The sequence below is a fragment of the Arenibacter sp. S6351L genome, assembly GCF_023016025.1.
GTDB lineage: Bacteria > Bacteroidota > Bacteroidia > Flavobacteriales > Flavobacteriaceae > Arenibacter > Arenibacter algicola_B.
The window spans coordinates 21,847-41,757 of the sequence record NZ_JALKBB010000023.1 but is presented as its reverse complement, the minus strand read 5'-3'; the positions used below and the strand labels follow the sequence as shown (position 1 = coordinate 41,757).

Sequence of the window (19,911 nt, the reverse complement as noted above, 5' to 3'; positions counted from 1 at the left end):
TTAGATCGTTAAGTTGTAAAATCTAATGTTGATATAACTCCATCAATAGATAAAAATTAAACATGGTGCCTCTCCTATCAATTTGAATATAATCTTTCTGAAATTTTAAGTCAGTTCCAATCCCAAATATTTAAACACGAGTTCTCAAAACAAATTAATCAAACCAAGTATTAACTTAACATGACCATACTAATAGTAGTTTTCTGCGTATTTATACTAATTCTAATAATCACTTGGGGTAAAATAAATCCTTTTTTAGCATTTCTTATCGTATCCATCATAGCTGGAGCGCTCTTAGGTATTCCTTTAAGAGATATTTCTAGATCTTTAAAAGTAGGTATTGGCGACATGTTGGGTTCCTTAGCTATAATTATTTGTTTGGGCGCAATGTTTGGCAAGATTATAGCGGATAGTGGTGCTGCCAAAAAAATCACTGAAGTTCTAATGAAGGGTTTTGGCGCAAAATACATCCAATGGGCCTTAATGATTACAGGATTCATAGTTGGAATTCCACTTTTTTACAACGTAGGTTTTGTACTTTTGGTACCGTTAATTTTTTCGTTAGTATATCAATATAAATTACCTGCCCTATACATTGGCATCCCAATGTTAGCAGCATTATCAGTAACCCACGGTTTTTTACCACCACACCCATCGCCTACAGCCTTGAACAATCTTTTCGAAGCTAATTTGAGCACAACCTTAATTTATGGGTTTATAGTTGCAGTGCCTTGTATGATCACTGCAGGGCCCATTTTTGCAAAAACGTTAAAAACAGTTCAATCACAACCTTTAGACTTATTCATTCCCCAAGAGACTTCGGATAGAGAATTACCTAGCGGAATTAACTGCTTTATAACAGCTTTGTTACCAGTATTTTTATTGGCGGTGTCCGCAATATTGCCGTACCTAACCTCTGGAAATAAAACCCTGGAAGATATTTTTATATTTTTAGCTGACCCTGTAAATGTGATGCTGATTTCACTAATTATTGCAACATATACACTTGGAATTAAGCAAAAAATGAAAATGAAAAATATTATGGACGGCTATACTAATTCTGTCAAGGATATAGCCATGATCCTTTTAATAGTTGCCGGTGCAGGTGCGCTTAAACAAATTTTTATAGACAGTGGAGTAAGTACTGAAATTGCAAATTTACTTGGAGGATGGAACGTAAATCCACTAATTTTAGGATTCTTGATGGCAACCATAATTAGGGTCTGTTTGGGTTCTGCAACTGTTGCTGGTCTAACTACCGCAGGTATTATAGCACCAATAATATCAGTGACAGGGGCTAACCCAAATCTTATGGTACTTGCCATTGGCGCAGGAAGTTTAATGTTTTCCCATGTAAACGATTCTGGCTTTTGGATGTTCAAAGAGTACTTTAATCTTAGTCTTAATGACACTTTTAAATCATGGACTGTTATGGAAACCATTGTTGGTGTAGTTGGCATTCTAATGGTTTTATTGTTAGACTTATTTGTTTAAAAAAATTGCAATCAAGAACAGCTCTTTGTTAATGGGGCAAATCTCGTGGAATTACTATGACGAACCGACAACGTTCGTTTAAAAAAAGCTTTAGGTAAGTGGATCGTATTGGTTTAGTTAGTGCCGAGAACAATCCAACCAATCAAAAAATCTCGACAGAAAAGGCTGTATAAGAAAGAAGGTGTTATTAAGAATAAACTAGTTTGACTTGAGACGTGAAAACCTAGATGACATTATCATTAGAACTAAAATAATAAACGTAAATCAATGGAACGGAAAAGACGTAATTTTATAAAAACCACCGCCATGGCAGGATTGGGGTTGAGCATCACTGGAAATATTGGCTCAATGTATGGGACGGAAAGTAAAAACCTAGGACTAAAGATAGGTATTATTGGTCTTGACACGTCACATGTTATCGCTTTTACCAAGTCGATAAACCATTCGGGAAGACCCGAGTTTCATGGAGCCAAAGTGGTTGCGGCCTATCCTACAAAAGGCAGTGCCGACCTCCCTGATAGCATTGACAGATTGAATAAATTTACCGATGAAATCAGAGAAATTGGAATTGAGATTGTGAACTCCATTGATGAACTATTGAAAAAAGTAGATGCAGTTCTATTGGAATCCGTAGATGCCAGAAGGCATTTAAAGGAAGCTTTACCCGTGTTAAAGGCAGGAAAACGCATGTTTATAGATAAACCCATCTCCAACTCCTTAGAAAATGCTTTAGCCATTTTTAAGGCATCTCAGAAATATAAGGTTCCTATATTTTCCGCTTCAAGTACCAGGTTTTCCCCAGAATCACTTGAAATAGCAAGGGGAAATAAAGATGTGGGAAATGTACTTGGAGCCTATACATATTGCTCCGCAAAAAAAGCGATAGGACATCTGGATCTCGCCTACTATGGAATTCATGGTATTGAAGCTCTTTTTACACTTATGGGACCTGGATGTAATCAAGTCACAAGGGTTGACACACCGGTATCCACAGTTGTCACGGGAGTTTGGGAAGATGGCCGAATAGGTGTCTTTACAGCAACTCCTGAAGGAGGGAAAGCTACTTTTGGTGGCCTTGTCCATGGAAGTACAGGTGTGAAGGCAAATATAGAAATATCAGGGGGCTACGACCCTCTGCTTATAGAGATCATAAAATATTTTCGCACCGGTGTAACACCTGTAAGCAATGTAGAAACTCTTGAGATATTTGCCTTTATGAAAGCGGCAGATGAAAGCAAACTTCGAGGAGGATTATCGGTTTCATTAGCTGAGATGATGAAAAAGGCAACTGTTGGTTCGAAAAAATAGGCCTAAATATGTTGTCCACATAGTGCGCTCTACAACATACTTTTTAACAAAATCGAGTCAATATCCAGTGTTTTAAAATTCAGGTTGAACTTAAAGTCATGGTTTCAAATTTTGAGGGTATTTTAGTTAAAAACACCATGCCTCCCCACAGTAAGGCATATAAATAATTTTCATCATATTTCATACATGTCGGATGTTTTGGTTGGTCAATTTTATGGCCATATCGCACTTGTATAAGCCAAAATCATTGAGGTCATTGATTTGGTTGCATCAAAACCAAGCATATGATTATATTTTTATTGGTCTGTGGATAAAATGAGTATCGATTGTAAAGAGTTAACGAAGCAAAGGAAATGAAACTCTTGTTTTCCATAGGGGAATTACACTTAAAAGTATTAACGAATACAAATTACGTTCAAAGCTTTCCGGGGTTTTAAAAACCTTAATCCGGTGTCCTTTGAAGATATAAATGACCATCACCCTAAAATGAAAAGCATATTACCCTTGCAGCGACCTACTCCCTTTGCAACTGAGATGGGCAGCCTTAGACAAAATCGGAAAACAATCTCTACAAAATGGTCAAAGGTTACTTGACAGGAGGGCGCTTTTATTAAATTTTGGGGATCCTATCGTTTGATCAACTTTGACCTTAATTCAAATTTAAAATTAGTTTTGGCAGTATAATGACAACAATTATTTGGTGACCAATTATTGAACTCCTTAAAACATTCGTAAAAAGCATATATCATTTTAAGGAATAATTGAAATTATGTACCAATGAACCTAACATGGTTAGGACTTTTTTCCCATAACAGCCACATTTTTAGATTTTTCTCATTTATTACATCACCCTATTTTACTTTTTTGACACTTATTGTTAAAAGGGTCGTTAAATGGCCGTTAATTTAAAATAAGGGTAATGGATATTGCTAGAATAATAGCCAAAAAAATAAAAGGGCACCTTTCCGATAAAGAACAAGAATTTCTAGACCTCTGGATAAACGAATCGGAAGAAAATCAAAATTTGTTTCTACGCATCATGGCATCAGGAGATGAGCGTAATATTTCGGTCATCGCCCAACTCGACGACAATAAGGAATGGGAGAAAACGTGGAAAAAATATAACAATAAAAGATTGGCGAATAACAAAGCTCAACATGTAAAATCCATGCTTAGGTATGCCGCGGTTTTTGTTGGTCTCATCGGCCTAGGGTATGGATATTGGCATTTCAACTTAGAAGCGCAGAAAACTACAGAACCAGAAGATTCGATTACTTTATTATTGGAAAACGGAGAGACACTCACAATTTCTCCGGAAAGTCAACAAACAATTACTAATGTACAAGGAAAAATTTTGGGTGAACAAAAAGGTGATCATTTAGACTATTCCAACCCGACAAAAACCAAGAAATTAGTTTATAATACGCTCACTGTACCGAATGGCAGAAGATTTAGCGTTGTTCTTTCCGACAGTACTATTGTCCACCTTAACGCCGGATCTTCGCTTAAGTATCCAGTGAAATTTATTGAACATCAAAACAGGCAAGTTTTTTTAAATGGTGAGGCATTTTTTGATGTAACCAAAAATGAGTCAAATCCATTTATTGTAACTAGTGGCACTTTAGATGTAAGGGTCCTAGGAACAAAATTCAATATTTCCTCATATCCAGAAGACAGACAAATCAACACTGTTTTGGTCGAGGGGGCAGTAAGCCTTTATAGTGCCAAAGGTAATTATGATCCAAAAAAAGCCTTCAAGCTTGAGCCTGGATATAAAGCTGCTTGGGACAGGCTTTATGAAAACACGGAGCTTGAGGAGGTTGATACAGATATTTATACCGGTTGGATACAGGGAAAACTTATTCTTAAAGAGACATCCTTTAGGAATATAATTCAAAAGTTACAACGTCATTATAAAGTATCCATTGACAACAAATATGAAAAACTTAACAATGAAGTGTTTACGGCTACTTTCGATATAGAGACCATTGAGGAAGCCTTAAAGATTTTTGACCAGGAAACACCTTTTGAATATACAATAGAAGGAAACAATATTATTATCTACGAACCTAAAACCAACTAAATATTAGACTTATGAAAGAAACCTGATGAAATAAATTGAATACTTATCGTCCGTCGGTTACAGACAGAACAAAAAATCGGAAAATGTTGGAGCATTTCCCGATTACTGTTAATCGACTATTAATAGTCAACTAAAAAACTTTACAAAAATATGGAAAAAAATGATGAACAGTGCTTTTTCAAGCCTAATTTTCTTAAACTCAATTTGGCAATGAAATTAACCGCCATTCTTTTGGTTATTTCGATTTTTTCAGTCCAAGCCAATGTCTATTCCCAAAAAAACGAGGTAACCTTAAACCTTGAACGTGTGGAAATTAAAAAAGTGCTTGAATCGATAGAATCCCTTACCGATTTAAAATTCTTTTATAATAACAAAAAGATCGATGTAAAAAAACTGGTTTCGGTAGAAGTCGTGAACACCCCGGTATCAGATGTTCTGGATATAATATTTCAGGGCACAACTATTTATTATGAAATTCAAAAAAAACAGGTTCTACTAAAATTGGGCAATGCAGAAAAATCACCTATATTAAATAACAAGGATCGATCATCAATAGATGATGAACGTGAAGTTCAACAGTCAGTTTCCGGGACTGTTTCCAATGCCGAGGGTCCATTGCCCGGAGTAAATGTACTCTTGAAGGGTACTATAAACGGCACTCAGACTGATTTTGATGGAAACTATGTTCTTGAGAATGTTGTGGCGGGAGATACCTTTATCTTCAGTTATATTGGATATAAGACCAAAGAAGTAGAGGTAGGTAATAATACCACTTTAGATGTAGTACTTGAAGAAGACGTCAGTAATTTGGAGGAAGTTGTAATAGTTGGTTACGGCAGCCAAAAGAAGATAAATTTAACCGGCTCCGTTGATGTTATCTCTAAAAAAGATATAGAAAATAGGCCTTCGCCTAATATAGGAACAATCTTGCAAGGTTTGTCTCCAAATTTGAATGTTTCCATTTCGCAGGATGGTGGAGAACCGGGCCATGGAATGTCTTTTAACATTAGAGGGGCAGGAAGTCTTTCAGGGAGTAGTGCTCCTTTGATATTAGTGGACGGAATTGAAATGGATGTTAATTACTTAGACCCGAATTCAGTAGAAAGTGTATCCATTTTAAAAGATGCGGCAGCTTCAGCAATTTATGGATCTAGAGCCCCCTTTGGCGTCGTATTGATCACAACCAAAAAGGGCAATAAGAATAATGAGGTATCGGTAGGATATAATTCTAATTTTGGAGTTTCAAGCCCAATGTTTGTTCCAAAATGGCAAAGTTCGCTTAGGTTCGTAACGGCTATGAATATAGCTTCTGCAAATTCGGGTCAACCTCCCAAATTTAGTCCAGGTCAGGTCGACAGAATCCAAGGATATATAAATGGGACCTATCTACCAGAATATGATACGATTAATCCACCGTCGACATTTGCACAGGGCAGACACCAAGGAAATGCAAATTATAACCTTTTTGATTTCCTTTACAGAAAACATGCATTACGACAATCACATTCGGTCAATATTAGTGGGGGTAGCGAAAAATTCCAATATTATGCTCTGGCAGGTTATTCTAGTGAGAATGGGGTATATAATTATATAGACGATGACTATAAAAGGTACAACCTTATGGTGAACCTAAACGCCCAAGCAACTGAGTGGATCAGTTTTAGCCTTAATACAAAATTTGCCAATAGCCATGCTAGACAACCAAATGGTGCATTCGGCCTTACTAAATATCAAACACTCCACGAGTTTACAAAAATGTGGCCAACCGACCCAATTTATGTGTACGATGCTACAGCTAAAGATTATCACGGGGAGATGCGCAATCCTAATATAAATGCATTAAAGGGGGCTGGACTAGATGATAACATTATAAATGATTTAGTCATCAGTCTTGGCTCTGAAATAGAACCTTTGAAAGGATGGAAAACGAACTTTTCTTATAGCTATCAATTAAATTCCAGTAAATATTCAAATCATCGAGTACGAGTACCTACTACATCATTTGCAGGACTCGTAGGCAACATTGGTGCCCCTGTAAACGGTTATTCTCAAAACTGGGGCAACAATATATATAAAACCTTATCTGCTATTTCAGGATATGAAAAACAAATTGATAACCACTACTTTAAAGCCATGGTGGGGTATGAAGAAGAGTATCAATATAATTCGAGTATTCTGGGTAGTGGCGTAAACTTAATTACGGATGATGTTCCCTCTATTCAAACTTCTGCCGGCCCATATACCGTTAATGACGCTATGGATCATTGGGCTACTCAAGCCGCTTTTACCAGAATAAACTACAACTTCAAAGAGAAGTATTTGTTTGAATTTAATGGTCGATATAGTGGGTCATCTAAATTTGCCAAGAATTCCAGGACGGGCTTTTTTCCTTCTATTTCCACCGGCTACAAAATCGATAAGGAAGAATTCTGGGAACCTTTAAAAAATACGATAAATAATTTAAAACTTAGAGCGTCATATGGAGCTTTGGGAAATCAAAATGTTGATAATTATTTGTATACACCAATTGTAACTACTAACAGCAACCTTGAGTGGATTCTAAATGATTCAAGACCTAATTATGCAGGGATGCCAAACATAATTAGTCCTGGTTTAACCTGGGAAAAGATAACAATGCTTGATTTTGGGATTGACACTGAGTTGTTAAGGAATCGTCTTGGGCTTAACTTCGATTGGTACAACCGAATCACTACCCATATGTTTGGCCCAGTGGAGAGTCTACCTGCCGTATTAGGAACTGTTCCACCGCAAGCCAATAATGCTTCTATGTCTACAAAGGGTTGGGAGGTTACGTTAACATGGAAAGACAACCCCAGCGACAATCTCAACTACAACCTTAGATTGACTCTAGCAAATAATAAATCAGTGGTGACCAAATACTTAAACCCTTTAGGTTTAATAGATAATTTTTATGTCGGTAAAACAATAGGTGAAATTTGGGGTTATAAAACAGACCAACTAATTCAATCAGAAAGTGAAGTAATACCTGATCAGTCTAAGTTCTGGCCATCATGGGGTCCTGGGGATATTAAATATAAAGACTTGGATGGTAATGGCATTATCGACGATGGCAATCGAACCTTGAGCAATCATGGTGATTTAAGTGTAATTGGGAACAGTTCGATTGGTTATACAGTTGGTCTTTCTGCAGGACTACAATGGAAGGAATTTGATTTCAGCATGCTCTGGCAAGGAGTCGGCAAAGCGGACTTATGGGTTCCAGCGACAAGTGCAAATCGTCAATTTTGGGGAGTCGTGGTTGGAAGAGAGGCTTCCCTATATGAAGGTATGAAAGATTTTTGGAGACCTTCTGATGATGCAAGTATTCTCGGTCCAAATACTAATGCATACTTTCCAAAGCCCTACCTAACCTCTGAAGGAAATAAAAATTTACAGGTTCAATCCAGATATTTACTTGATGCGGCATATCTACGTTTGAAAAATATTCAAATAGGGTATACTATGCCATCAAAGCTTTCGCAAAAGATATTGATCGAAAGGCTTAAGATATATACATCAATTTCAAATGTTTTGACATTCACTGGGTTTCCAAAAACACTAGACCCAGAAACATCTATAGTATCGAATATTCCAAATAGCCAGGGGTCACAGGGATCGTTGGGAATTGGTATACTATATCCTTTAGCGCGAACGATTTCATTTGGACTAAATATTACTTTTTAGAAAAGGATTTTTCGACACTTTAACCACAATTGAGGGTTAATATATTAAAGACAGATATGAACTTAAAACACTTTATTGAACATTTCCCTCACTAAGATAAACGTGGTTGGAATTTACCGTAAGTAAGAGATGAAAATCAAGGAAAAATATCTAAAGATATATCGTGATGTCCATTTCTACAAGCTTAATAGGCGAATCTTTGGTTAAAAGTTGCAGAACAGGAGCTCAATAGTAATAAAGAGGCCTGTCATGCTGATAACAGGATTAGTAATTAGTAATATAAAAACTATCAAAATGAAAAATATAAAATCAATATTTACTCTTTTCACCCTTATTTTAACACTTTTTGCATGCGAAAAAGGAGAATTCCTTGATAGACCACCGTTAGATCAGGTGCCCGAAGAATCTTTTTTTGAAAAATCTTCAAATCTTGAGCTATATGTGAATCAATTCTATACTCCGAATGACATGTTATTAGACTATGGAGGCAACGGCGGTCTCAATTACAGTTTACTTCTATTTTCTAGTGAAGCTGGAACAGACAATTTTATTACTGAAAGTATTGACACCCGCATGAATGGACAAAATGTTGTACCATCAACTGGGGGCAGATGGGATTTCACGTGGATTAGGCGTGCCAATTACTTTTTGGAAAACTACGATCTTTGCACCGACCCATTTGATGATTACAAACAATATGTTGGGGAGGTTTATTTTTTCAGAGCGCTAATTTATTTCAATCTCGTCAAAAGATTTGGAGATGTGCCATGGTATGATAAGGTGCTTGATGTAGATTCAGAAGAATTATTTAACAGTCGGACACCCAGAAATGAGGTAATAGATAATATTATTGCCGATTTAGATACAGCAGCACTTTATTTGACCACTGAAAAAAATGATAACGGCCTACGTTTGAATAAATGGACTGCCCTAGCACTTCAGTCAAGAGTGGCATTATATGAAGGAACCTGGGAGAAGTATCATGCAAATGACCCTTTTAAAGCGAGCAATCCAGATCCAGATAAATATTTTAACAAAGTCGTTGAGTCCTGCTCTATTATTATGGATTCCGGAAGATTTGATATTTCCTCCACTAGCAACCCACAAACTGATTATCATGATTTGTTCAATCTTCCTGATTATTCTTCAAATAAGGAGGTGCTACTTTGGAAGAAATTTGATAAGTCCTTGGGTATTAAAAATTATCGCTCAATAGTTGGTGCTTTTCCTACTGGTCAAGGTGTTGTTAAAAGTCTAGCAGACGCATTCCTGTCTGCTGATGGAAATCCTATATCAATTAGTCCCCTTTTTCAAGGACACGACTCGTATGCTGACGAAGCAGAAAATCGCGATCCCAGATACTATCAAACCATTATTACTCCTAATGCACCCTACGAAATTGATAAACTGGATACCATCTCATATTGGAAAGATATGATTTTCCCCAATCTATTTAGCTCTGCTAGTTATGCTGTCCCGGCCGGGTATATACAACGTAAAGGGTATAATGCACAGATTAGCACACATGATAAAGCGGGTAATAATGAACCCATAATTCTTTTCCGATATGCAGAGGTCTTACTCAACTATATAGAAGCTAAAGCAGAGCTTGGTGATATTACCCAGTTGGACATTGATAACTCCATTAAACTTATCAGAGATAGAATAGGAATGCCAAATATTGATCTTGGAAATATCCCCATTGATCCCGACTGGCAATTTCCTGAACTTTCACCAATTATTAACGAAATTCGTCGTGAGCGTCGCGTTGAGCTATCCTTAGAAGGGTTCCGGCTAGATGACATTCTAAGATGGGCCGTAGCCGATAAATTAATTGCCGGGATTAGACCTAAAGGAATATTCTTTGGAGAACAATTTCCCGATAATCCGTATCCTGATGACTCTGAAGGATTTATGGACCCCTACCAATCTGCCTTGCCTAATGGGTATAATTTCAAAATTGATCGTGATTATCTATTGCCTTTACCTCAAGATCAACTTACATTAAATCCACAATTGGAACAAAACCCAGGTTGGTAATAAACAATTGAATTTGACAGGATAAGTTCACATGGACTTTTATGTGGAATTAATTCCACTTAGAACTAAAAGTGTTCATGAGCTAAAAAGTTAATGTCAACTTGAGTATAAGAGTGAATATATAATGATTAAATAATAGCCCTAAGGATAAACATCTTCAAGCTTATTCCCTATTTATATATTCACTCTTAAAAAAACTCGTAATAATAAGTATGTTATATGAAGTTAAAAATCAAAAATATAACTTTAGTTATCTTTCCACTATGTTTATTGTCCGCCTGTAAAGAAATAAGGGAAATCGAAAGCCAGCGTCCCATAGATGTCTGGACTTTCAGGTCGGTGTTGGATAAGAGGCCCAGAATGTTGACAGTTGCCTTAGATTCTCAAATGTACGTAGCATATGATCTTGCTCAATGTACACTTTATAAAGCATGGAAGGGGGGTGTTGCCATGGAGGGGGCTCCCTACACTGCCAAAAAGAACATACAGCCAATCTCTTGGGGTACTTCCTATATTTCCGAAAATTCCCAACAGCAACGGTGGATTGTCCAACGCAATGGGAAGGCGGAAACTTTAAAAATTATCAATAAGGGGTATGAATATAGAAATGAACAGGTGTATTTAAATTATGCCTTAGTTCTCCGTTCTGGCGATTCCGTTCAGGTAAAGGAACGCCCTGAATTCGTAAAAGACCCAAAAGGTAGGCCCGGTCTTGAAAGATGGTTTAGTACGGACGGGGTACCCGAGGATACTAAGCTACTATTAAAACTGGATAATGATTATTTCAAACTCGCCTCGAACGATGTGAGTGTCAAAACTGATTATTTTGACATCCTTCCGGAACAAAGTCCTCCTGACAATAAGATATCCTATGACCACTTGGGGAGGATGTGGATGGAGGAAAGTGATTGTTTCACCTGTCATGAGATGGATAAAAATAATGTAGGGCCTGCCTTTTCGGATATCGCGCTACGCTATCCCAATGTTGAGGAAAATATACTTTATTTAAGTGAGAAAATACGGAAAGGCGGTTCAGGGGCATGGGGACAAAGTGTTATGAACCCACATCCGCAACTCCAGGAAAAAGAACTTAAAATGATGCTGGACTACGTATTAAGTCTAAGGAAAGAGGAAGATACGGTAGGATATCAACCATACGTCAGAAATTTTGAGGTTGTAGCCAAAGTACACAATCCCAAACCTGGACATGGAATGCCTCTAGATAGGGTTCATCCTAGTTATGATCTGACAACCCTTCATGGAGGAGATTTAAAGCCAAAAATAGGTGGGCTGGCCTTTCTACCCGACGGCAGACTGCTTTTTACGACTTGGGATACTGAAGGCGGAGTGTATGTTCTCGATGGATTTCAGGACGGAGACAGCACCAAGATAAATAAAAAAAGAATTGCTGCAGGCCTTCAGGAACCTCTGGGAATAGAAGTTGTAGACGGAAAAATATTCGTAGTACAAAAACACGAACTTACCCAGTTGATAGATGTCAACAATGATGATATTATTGATGAATATAGGGCCATCTGTAACACATGGGGGGTTACTGACGATTTTCACGAATTCGCCTTCGGATTACTTTACGATAAGGGATATTTTTATGTTTCTCTGTCGATGGCCATGCGATTGTTGGCTACTGAAAAGCAAAAAAAGGATCGTGGCAGAACATTAAAAATAGCACCTAATGGAAGCTTTGAGAGAATAAATTTTGGCCTGCGTACCCCCAATGGAATCGGTAGGGGTGTTGACGGTGAACTCTTCGTAACCGACAATCAGGGAGAGTGGCTGCCGGCTAATAAACTAATACATGTTAAAAAGGGAGAGTATCACGGTATGGCATGGGGTCTGTTAGATCGATTGGAAGAACCTCCCAAAATGGTACAACCTACACTTTGGCTTCCAGACACTGAAATCGGTAATTCGCCATCAGAGCCAATTATTATGAAAGATGGCCCCTACAAGGGTCAGATGCTACATGGAGATGTAAGTCATGGTGGCATAAAACGAGATTTTCTTGAAAAAATAAACGGTAGCTACCAAGGCGCGGTTTTCCGATTCACACAAGGACTCCATGCAGGAGTCAACCGACTCTGTTGGGGCCCTGACGGAGCGCTTTATATCGGGGAAATAGGTATGGTTGGTGGTTGGACATGGAGGGAAAAGAAATACGGCTTACAAAGGATAAAATTCAACGGTAAACCTACTTTCGAAATGTTGGCTGTACGGGCGAGGCCCGAAGGTTTCGAAATAGAGTTCACCCAACCTTTGATCAATACCCAAGAAATTGTCTCGTCTGACTTTATTTTAACCCAATGGTGGTATAAACCCACCGAGGATTACGGAGGCCCCAAGATGAATTTGGAGAGCTTATCTGTAACGACAACAGACTTATCCCTTGATCGTAAGAAACTATATATAGAGGTCCCAGGATTGAAAAAAGAACATGTTGTATATTTAAGGATTCCAGATAATCTTCAGAGTGCCAATGGCCAAAACCTATGGACTTCCGAAGCCTGGTACACCTTGAACAACATTCCAAAAAAATAACAAAAGAAGAACCAATGTCCAAAAGAATACATTAGGATGATGAAGCGTAGGGAGTTTTTAAACAAAACTGCAGCGGCTACGATCGCTGGAACCTTTGGGCTGCCATTAAACAACAACTTACTGGGAAAAGAGAAAAAAATGAAATCAAAAATCAAGATTAAGAACGTTAGCGCTAATTTTGAAAGGGAAGCCCTAAATCCTTATCGTTTTGGAGGGAGTGCCGTCACACAGCTTTGGCAGACAGCTGCTTTGATAAAAAGCGAATCGGGGGTTTCTAAAATAGGGCTGGGCACCCAGAGTCCTCTATGGTCCGATGGCAGTGTGGCTAGTGCCCATTCTGAGAACGGCGCCAACGCACTGATGTTCGCGATGAGCGAAATGGCATTGCAACTAATAAAGGGCAGTTCGTTTACTGACCCAATACAATTGCTGGACAAAATTTTACCTGAAGTCCACGCATATGGTCAAAAAATAACAGGTGAAAAGGACTTAAGAAAGACTTTTGCACTGAACTCTCTGGTATGTGTTGATAACGCAGCATGGCTACTTTATGCTCATGAAAACAACCTCCGTACCTTCGATGAAATGGTACCAGCAGAATACCGCCAAGGACTATCATATAGACATAAAAAAGTAGCGAGCATACCGTCTTTTCCTGTAGGCACAACGATTAAAAAAATAATTGAAGCCGCCGATGAAGGTTTTTATATTATGAAATTAAAGACCGGTTCCAAAGGCACCCAACAAGAAATGTTGGCCCGTGATAAAGAGTTCTTATCCAAGGTACACAAGGCAGTTGGGTATTATGAAACTCCTCATACCATCAATGGCAAGATTCCATATTATATTGACCCCAATGGAAGGTATGAATCCAAGGACACCCTGTTACGCTTTTTGGACCATGCCAAAAGAATAGGGGCTTTCGACCAGATTGCGGTAATTGAGGAACCTCTTTCTGAAACTGATGAATCTTACGTGGGAGATTTAGGGGTAACCATTGCCGCTGATGAAAGTGCACATACGGTTCAGGATGCTATAAATCGTATAGAGCAGGGTTACGGTACTATAGTTGTAAAGGCCATTGCCAAGACCCTAAGTATGACCTTAAAGATTGTTCAAGCCTGTCGTGAACGAAACGTACCTTGTTTTTGTGCCGATCTTACTGTAAATCCGATTTTGGTGGACTGGAACAAATCGATTGCTGCACGTCTAGCACCCCTTCCCATGATGGATATCGGACTACTAGAAACCAACGGTCATCAATTTTACAAAAATTGGGATCAACTTAAGACATACCACCCTAAGGCTGGTGCGGATTGGACACAGACACAAAATGGTGTTTACACAACGGGTAAGTCATTTTATGCTGAAAGTGGTGGAATATTTCTTCCTTCGGAACATTATGAAGATTTGTTCAAGGATATACAGCGTTAAGTTATGGGCAGGCATAATTTAATAGGATAAAAAGACATGAACGTATTTGTTATTTACAATTAACTTAAAAAATGTCAAAAAAAATAAAAAGAAACCACCCTGTAGATTCTAAAAAAAACGTAGCAGTCCAGAAGGATGGCAATTTTGTACAGGAATAAGTAGCATAGGTTTAATAAGCGGTAATATCAACTTAAAAAATTAGGCATTATGGATGAAAAATTAAAAATATTGAGGTCTCCTGATTATAAAGAAAAAAGTATAACCTCCCTCCTATTGCTAGTATTTTCTTTGTGTTTTTGCCAAGCTCAGAATCATGTAACTATCGCCAGTATTGGTGGTGAAGGACCAGTCCTCAAAGCTAACCTGGCCCCACAAGTGGCGGTTAACAATATGATTGATTATTGGAATGAAAGAATCGAAGAAGTCTTGCCTTTTCGACCAGATTTAATTGTCCTACCAGAAGTTTTCGACCGTCCTTCCAAGTATTTGTCCAGCGAAATGAAAATTACATATTATGAAGTAAGAAAAAATCAGGTACGGGATTATCTAGCTTCAGTGGCAAAAACCAATAACTGTTATATAGCATTCGGAACGAGAAGGGAAGACACGAAAGGTAATCTACGAAATTCTTGCATCATTCTGGATAGATCTGGGAAAACTGTAGGTATATATGATAAGAATTTCCCTACTATTCGTGAGATGGAGGAAGGTATTGTCGCAGGAACTGAGGTACCGATTATCGAAACCGATTTTGGCCGTGTTGCGGCAGCAATATGTTTTGATTTGAATTTTATGGAACTTTTGGATAAATATGCGCAAGAAAAGCCCGATATTATTTTATTTCCATCCATGTATCACGGAGGGTTGGAACAAGGCAATTGGGCTTATTCCAGCAGGTCTTTTTTTGTAAGTTCCCTTGGGCCCAATGAGTTGATTTCAGAAATCAGAAATCCGCTGGGAGAGGTCATTGCTTCAAGTACTAACTACTTTCATTATGTCGTTGCAACCATTAATTTAGATGCAGAACTAGCTCATTTGGATGGAAATTGGCAAAAACTTAGAGCTTTAAAGGAAAAATATGGTGAATTCGTGACTATATCGGATCCTGGGAAACTTGGTGCAGTATTGATTTCTAGCGAAAAAAAAGATATAAGTGCCAACCAAATGATAAGGGAGTTCGATATAGAACTTCTTGATGATTACTTCAATCGATCCAGGAATTATAGACTTAGACAAATCAAGGATTAAGCATTGATGTATACTTTTTGCAAGAAGGAAATAGATCCAACAAAAAGCTATGTTAGCTTAAAGCGAATATGATTTACCTTCTTGCAAGAACTAGAATGGAAACCCGGTAAAAATGATGATTTCCTTAATTTTATCAAAAGAACTGCCTTTATCTTGGAATGTCCTTGGCATTTGCATCAAGTGGATTTATAACATTTCTCCAATGGGAAGGATGGATATAACAAGGTTAGGCGCTTCGCACTGCGTTGAACTCACAATGTTGGATAGCGACCAGTACCCAAAACTGGAGGTGAAGGGCTACAAGGTGTCCTTTGCCAACTTTTATAAAGGTTGAGATTAAACAAGTACTCTTGTTCTATTACACAAATATCGGCAATAGGCTGATAGAAAAAAGATACAACATTCAAAATACAGGCTAAAATAGCTTTGTTCTTTTTGAAATAAAAAGATTGTCCCTTGAAGAAGTTGAGTTTAACATAATGTAAAAAAGAGTTTGTTAAAATGGAATGTTAACCAAAAAACAAATTACGGATTAACTCTTAAATAGAAATTTCGAAAGGAAAGACCATGTCCATTTCCACTAAATATGAAAGAAATATCATTATTGTAATTGTGAAAATTGAAGCCAAAAATATTAATCTTCCACAATCCTATAAACTTGAAGAAGATCTCGAAGACAGCATCCCTAATGACTTGGCGTTCGCCTTTTATTTGCAATCATCGCGGACTGTTTTTCCCTTTCATTGTTCCTAATGGGTTTACCGCGGAATTAAATAACGCTGAACATATTCTACCTAATGGACATGACTTAACATCTGCCCCTTTATATAGTAATCAGTGTTAATATGCTTGCGGGTTTTGTTGTCTTTCTTCGAGTTATGATACAAGTATGGCTGCAACTGCAAAAAAGTAAAAATATAATATGGCTACAATGAAAGCAAAATAATGGATTTACCTTTTAAAGATTTCGATTACATTAAATAATGGCTCAGTTTTAACTCAAATAAAAGATTAAAGTTTTTTCCTTAGAAAAAAGCCATTTATTTCTATTACATGACCCTAATTATTTTGATTTATTAATATTAATACCGAAATTAAACCAATAAAACCAAATATTTTTGAAGTGATTAGATTTGTACCTATTTTGAGGTTTTTTGATCTTTAATGCCAACCAATATTTTAACCGACCAAGAAAAATGAAAACAATTCATCATAGGATAGAAATTGTTTATAAGAAACATTATCGAGAATTTTGCTTGCTATCCAATAGTTATGTATCATCTTCTGATTTGGCGAGAGATATTGTTCAAGATGTCTTTATTGAGATATTAATGAATCCCAAAAGTACTGAAATATCTAATCTAAAAGGATATATCTGGAATTCCGTCAAATATGCAAGCATTAAACAGATAAAGGAGACAAAAAGGCTAACACCTATTTATGAAAACATCCTAGTTGAAGATTTGTTCGAAGACGAACCTAGAAAGGATGTAGATTTAGGGCCAAACCTGCGTTCGGCTATGGACAAACTTCCTGAGCAATGTAAAAATGTATTCGAATTATGTGCCTTGGATGGACAAAAATATCAAAGTGCAGCTGATTCTTTAGGAATTTCTGTTAATACTGTAAAAACACAAATGAAAAAGGCATATAGAATTTTAAGGATTAATTTAAGTGATAGTTCCAAAAAAATATCACTTTTAGGCATTATATACCACTTACTTCAATAATTTAATTTTATTATCATCACCCTAATTTACATTTTTGGCACTTACTCTTAAAGAGGTCAATTTAAAATGGAAGTTAAGTTGTGCAACTTACGATGAATAAAACTTTAGCAACAGCAAAAAACAAATTTTTTCCTCTCTATTCAAGAACATTCTTGCATTAAAAAGAAGATGTTTTAAGTTGTTATCAATTTCGGATACATGAGGATACTTTTAAAAACTGAGAGGTTTAGATATGTCACGTTAACAAGACAATTTAAAAATACCAATCCAATCTTATGATCATATTATTGGGATTATTTACTTAAGAGGTTATTAAATAATTCTAAGTAATACAACGTTGGGTTTGAAACTATCAATTAATGTTAAGGCCTATAGTATATATCGGTAGAGGACCAAATTCAAGTCGTTGAAATAAACTGTGATTGGAACGATCAAAACCAGTCCAGAATTTCAAGCTGATCCGCCTAAATCTATCCAATTAATAACAAATCATATATTTAACTAAAGAAAATAGAACTAAATGGAATGTATTAGTGTTTTCGATATGCTCAAAATCGGGGTAGGTCCATCCAGTTCCCATACCTTGGGACCGTGGCGGGCCGCAGAACGTTTTTTAGGGGAGCTGCTTGAAAAAAAGGTGTTTCCCTCAATTACCCACGTCAAAATAGATGTTTATGGTTCCCTCTCCCTGACCGGAAAAGGTCACGCCACAGACTTGGCCATCATGTTGGGGCTCACCGGAGCCGACCCGGTAACCATTCCTATTGAAAATATCAGCAGTATAATCAATGGAATTCAAGAAAATAAAAAGTTGCTTTTGAACAACTGCCTTGAAATTTCCTTTGACCCTAATTTGGATATAATGTTCAAGAGGGAATTTTTGCCATTTCATGCCAATGGACTCACTTTTTCGGCCAATCTTTCCAACGGGAAATTAATAAGGGAAACCTACTATTCCATTGGAGGGGGCTTTGTAGTCAAGGAAGAGCTGAAACTTTCCGAAAAAAAACGTGAAGTTTTCAATTCCTTCCCTTTTTCCATAGAAAAAGGAGAAGATCTTTTGGCCGCCTGCAAAAAAGAAAATAAATCCATCTCCCAATTGATACTTATAAATGAACGCTCCCTGCGATCAGATGCCGAAATAGATCAGGGCTTAAAACAAATTTGGAATACAATGTTGGAGTGTATGTTCATTGGCTGCCACACCGAAGGGAAACTTCCCGGCGGATTAAATGTACGAAGAAGGGCATACGACACCCACTTAAAACTAAAAGGGGATCTCCCCTATTCCACGCCACAGGAATGGCTTGTTACCATTAGACAGACTAAAGTTAAGTTCCGTTCCATCCTTAAATGGGTAAGCTGTTTTGCACTGAGCGTTAATGAGGTAAACGCCTCTTTGGGAAGAGTGGTCACAGCCCCCACCAATGGCAGTGCTGGCGTAATCCCTGCAGTCCTTATGTATTATATGGTCATTGAAAACCATAAAGCCTCCTTTGAGCACATAAAACAGTTCCTCTTAGTTGCAGGAGAAATAGGTAGCATATTTAAAAAGGGAGCTACCATTTCCGCAGCCATGGGCGGTTGTCAGGCCGAAATTGGGGTTTCTTCTGCCATGGCCGCTGCCGCACTGACAGAACTTATGGGTGGAAGCCCGGAACAAGTACTTATGGCAGCAGAAATTGCTATGGAACATCATTTGGGACTTACCTGCGACCCCATTGGTGGCCTTGTTCAAATACCGTGCATAGAACGGAACTGCATGGGGGCCATAAAAGCCATCAACGCTGCGGAATTGGCGATGGACTCCGACCCTGCCAATGCCAAAGTTCCTTTGGACAAAGTAGTGAACACCATGTGGGAAACCGCCAAGGATATGAGCCACAAATACAAAGAGACCTCGAAAGGTGGACTGGCCGTAGGTGTATTTATAACCGATTGTTGACAATTCGAACATGATGCACTAAAAACCATATTTTTCTATGGACTTCATTAAGGGTTAATATAACCTTTGTAAAGATTTCTAGAGATAACCCAACCAACGACTAATAATTTTAGTATCAATTTCGCAATATGAATCCATTTCTGACTAATTAAGACATCCCCTGAATTACTTGGCTTCTTCTGGTAGTATTCCTCCCAACAATTGTACAGAAGCACCACTCTCAATAGCAGCCCGGGACATATGTATAACGTATCTCATAGTTCTTATAGCCTACCCAAATAGGAATATGACTACAATAAAATTGAATTTCGAACACTCCCATTGTGGGTCAAATTTGATTACAGCTTGGTTAAAATATAAAAGTGAAC

General features: G+C 37.6%; 10 protein-coding genes. All 10 read left to right on the top strand.

Annotated features, from left to right (window positions below):
- The first annotated feature begins 180 nt into the window (after positions 1-180).
- The 10 genes from MWU82_RS17075 (at position 181) to MWU82_RS17030 (ending at position 19,543) form a co-directional block, all read left to right on the top strand.
- The gene (locus MWU82_RS17075) at positions 181-1,494 is read left to right on the top strand and encodes a gluconate:H+ symporter (protein WP_247097313.1); all 1,314 of its coding nucleotides are present in this window, start codon (positions 181-183) and stop codon (positions 1,492-1,494) included.
- A gap of 267 nt (positions 1,495-1,761) precedes the next feature.
- Positions 1,762-2,802, top strand: a complete 1,041-nt coding sequence (locus MWU82_RS17070; protein ID WP_247097312.1) for a Gfo/Idh/MocA family oxidoreductase — start codon at positions 1,762-1,764, stop codon at positions 2,800-2,802.
- Positions 2,803-3,721: 919 nt separating this feature from the next.
- Positions 3,722-4,885: a FecR family protein gene (locus tag MWU82_RS17065; RefSeq protein ID WP_247097311.1), complete on the top strand. Its 1,164-nt coding sequence runs from the start codon at positions 3,722-3,724 to the stop codon at positions 4,883-4,885.
- A gap of 306 nt (positions 4,886-5,191) precedes the next feature.
- Positions 5,192-8,590 carry a TonB-dependent receptor gene (locus MWU82_RS17060; protein WP_247097310.1) on the top strand — a complete coding sequence of 1,133 codons (3,399 nt, stop codon included), beginning with the start codon at positions 5,192-5,194 and terminating at the stop codon, positions 8,588-8,590.
- A gap of 294 nt (positions 8,591-8,884) precedes the next feature.
- A complete protein-coding gene (locus MWU82_RS17055) occupies positions 8,885-10,630 on the top strand; it encodes a RagB/SusD family nutrient uptake outer membrane protein (RefSeq protein ID WP_247097309.1) in 1,746 nt (581 codons plus the stop codon).
- Positions 10,631-10,849: 219 nt separating this feature from the next.
- Positions 10,850-13,186: a c-type cytochrome gene (locus tag MWU82_RS17050; protein WP_247097308.1), complete on the top strand. Its 2,337-nt coding sequence runs from the start codon at positions 10,850-10,852 to the stop codon at positions 13,184-13,186.
- Positions 13,187-13,222: 36 nt separating this feature from the next.
- On the top strand, positions 13,223-14,620 hold the full coding sequence (locus MWU82_RS17045; RefSeq protein ID WP_247097307.1) for a mandelate racemase/muconate lactonizing enzyme family protein: 1,398 nt from the start codon (positions 13,223-13,225) through the stop codon (positions 14,618-14,620).
- Positions 14,621-14,827: 207 nt separating this feature from the next.
- Entirely contained in the window at positions 14,828-15,868 is a 1,041-nt protein-coding gene (locus tag MWU82_RS17040; protein ID WP_247097305.1) for a carbon-nitrogen hydrolase family protein, read from the top strand.
- Between the two features lie 1,196 nt (positions 15,869-17,064).
- A complete protein-coding gene (locus MWU82_RS17035) occupies positions 17,065-17,598 on the top strand; it encodes a sigma-70 family RNA polymerase sigma factor (RefSeq protein WP_247097304.1) in 534 nt (177 codons plus the stop codon).
- A gap of 520 nt (positions 17,599-18,118) precedes the next feature.
- Positions 18,119-19,543, top strand: coding sequence for an L-serine ammonia-lyase (locus MWU82_RS17030; RefSeq protein ID WP_247097303.1), 1,425 nt, complete (start codon positions 18,119-18,121; stop codon positions 19,541-19,543).
- Positions 19,544-19,911 lie beyond the last annotated feature (368 nt).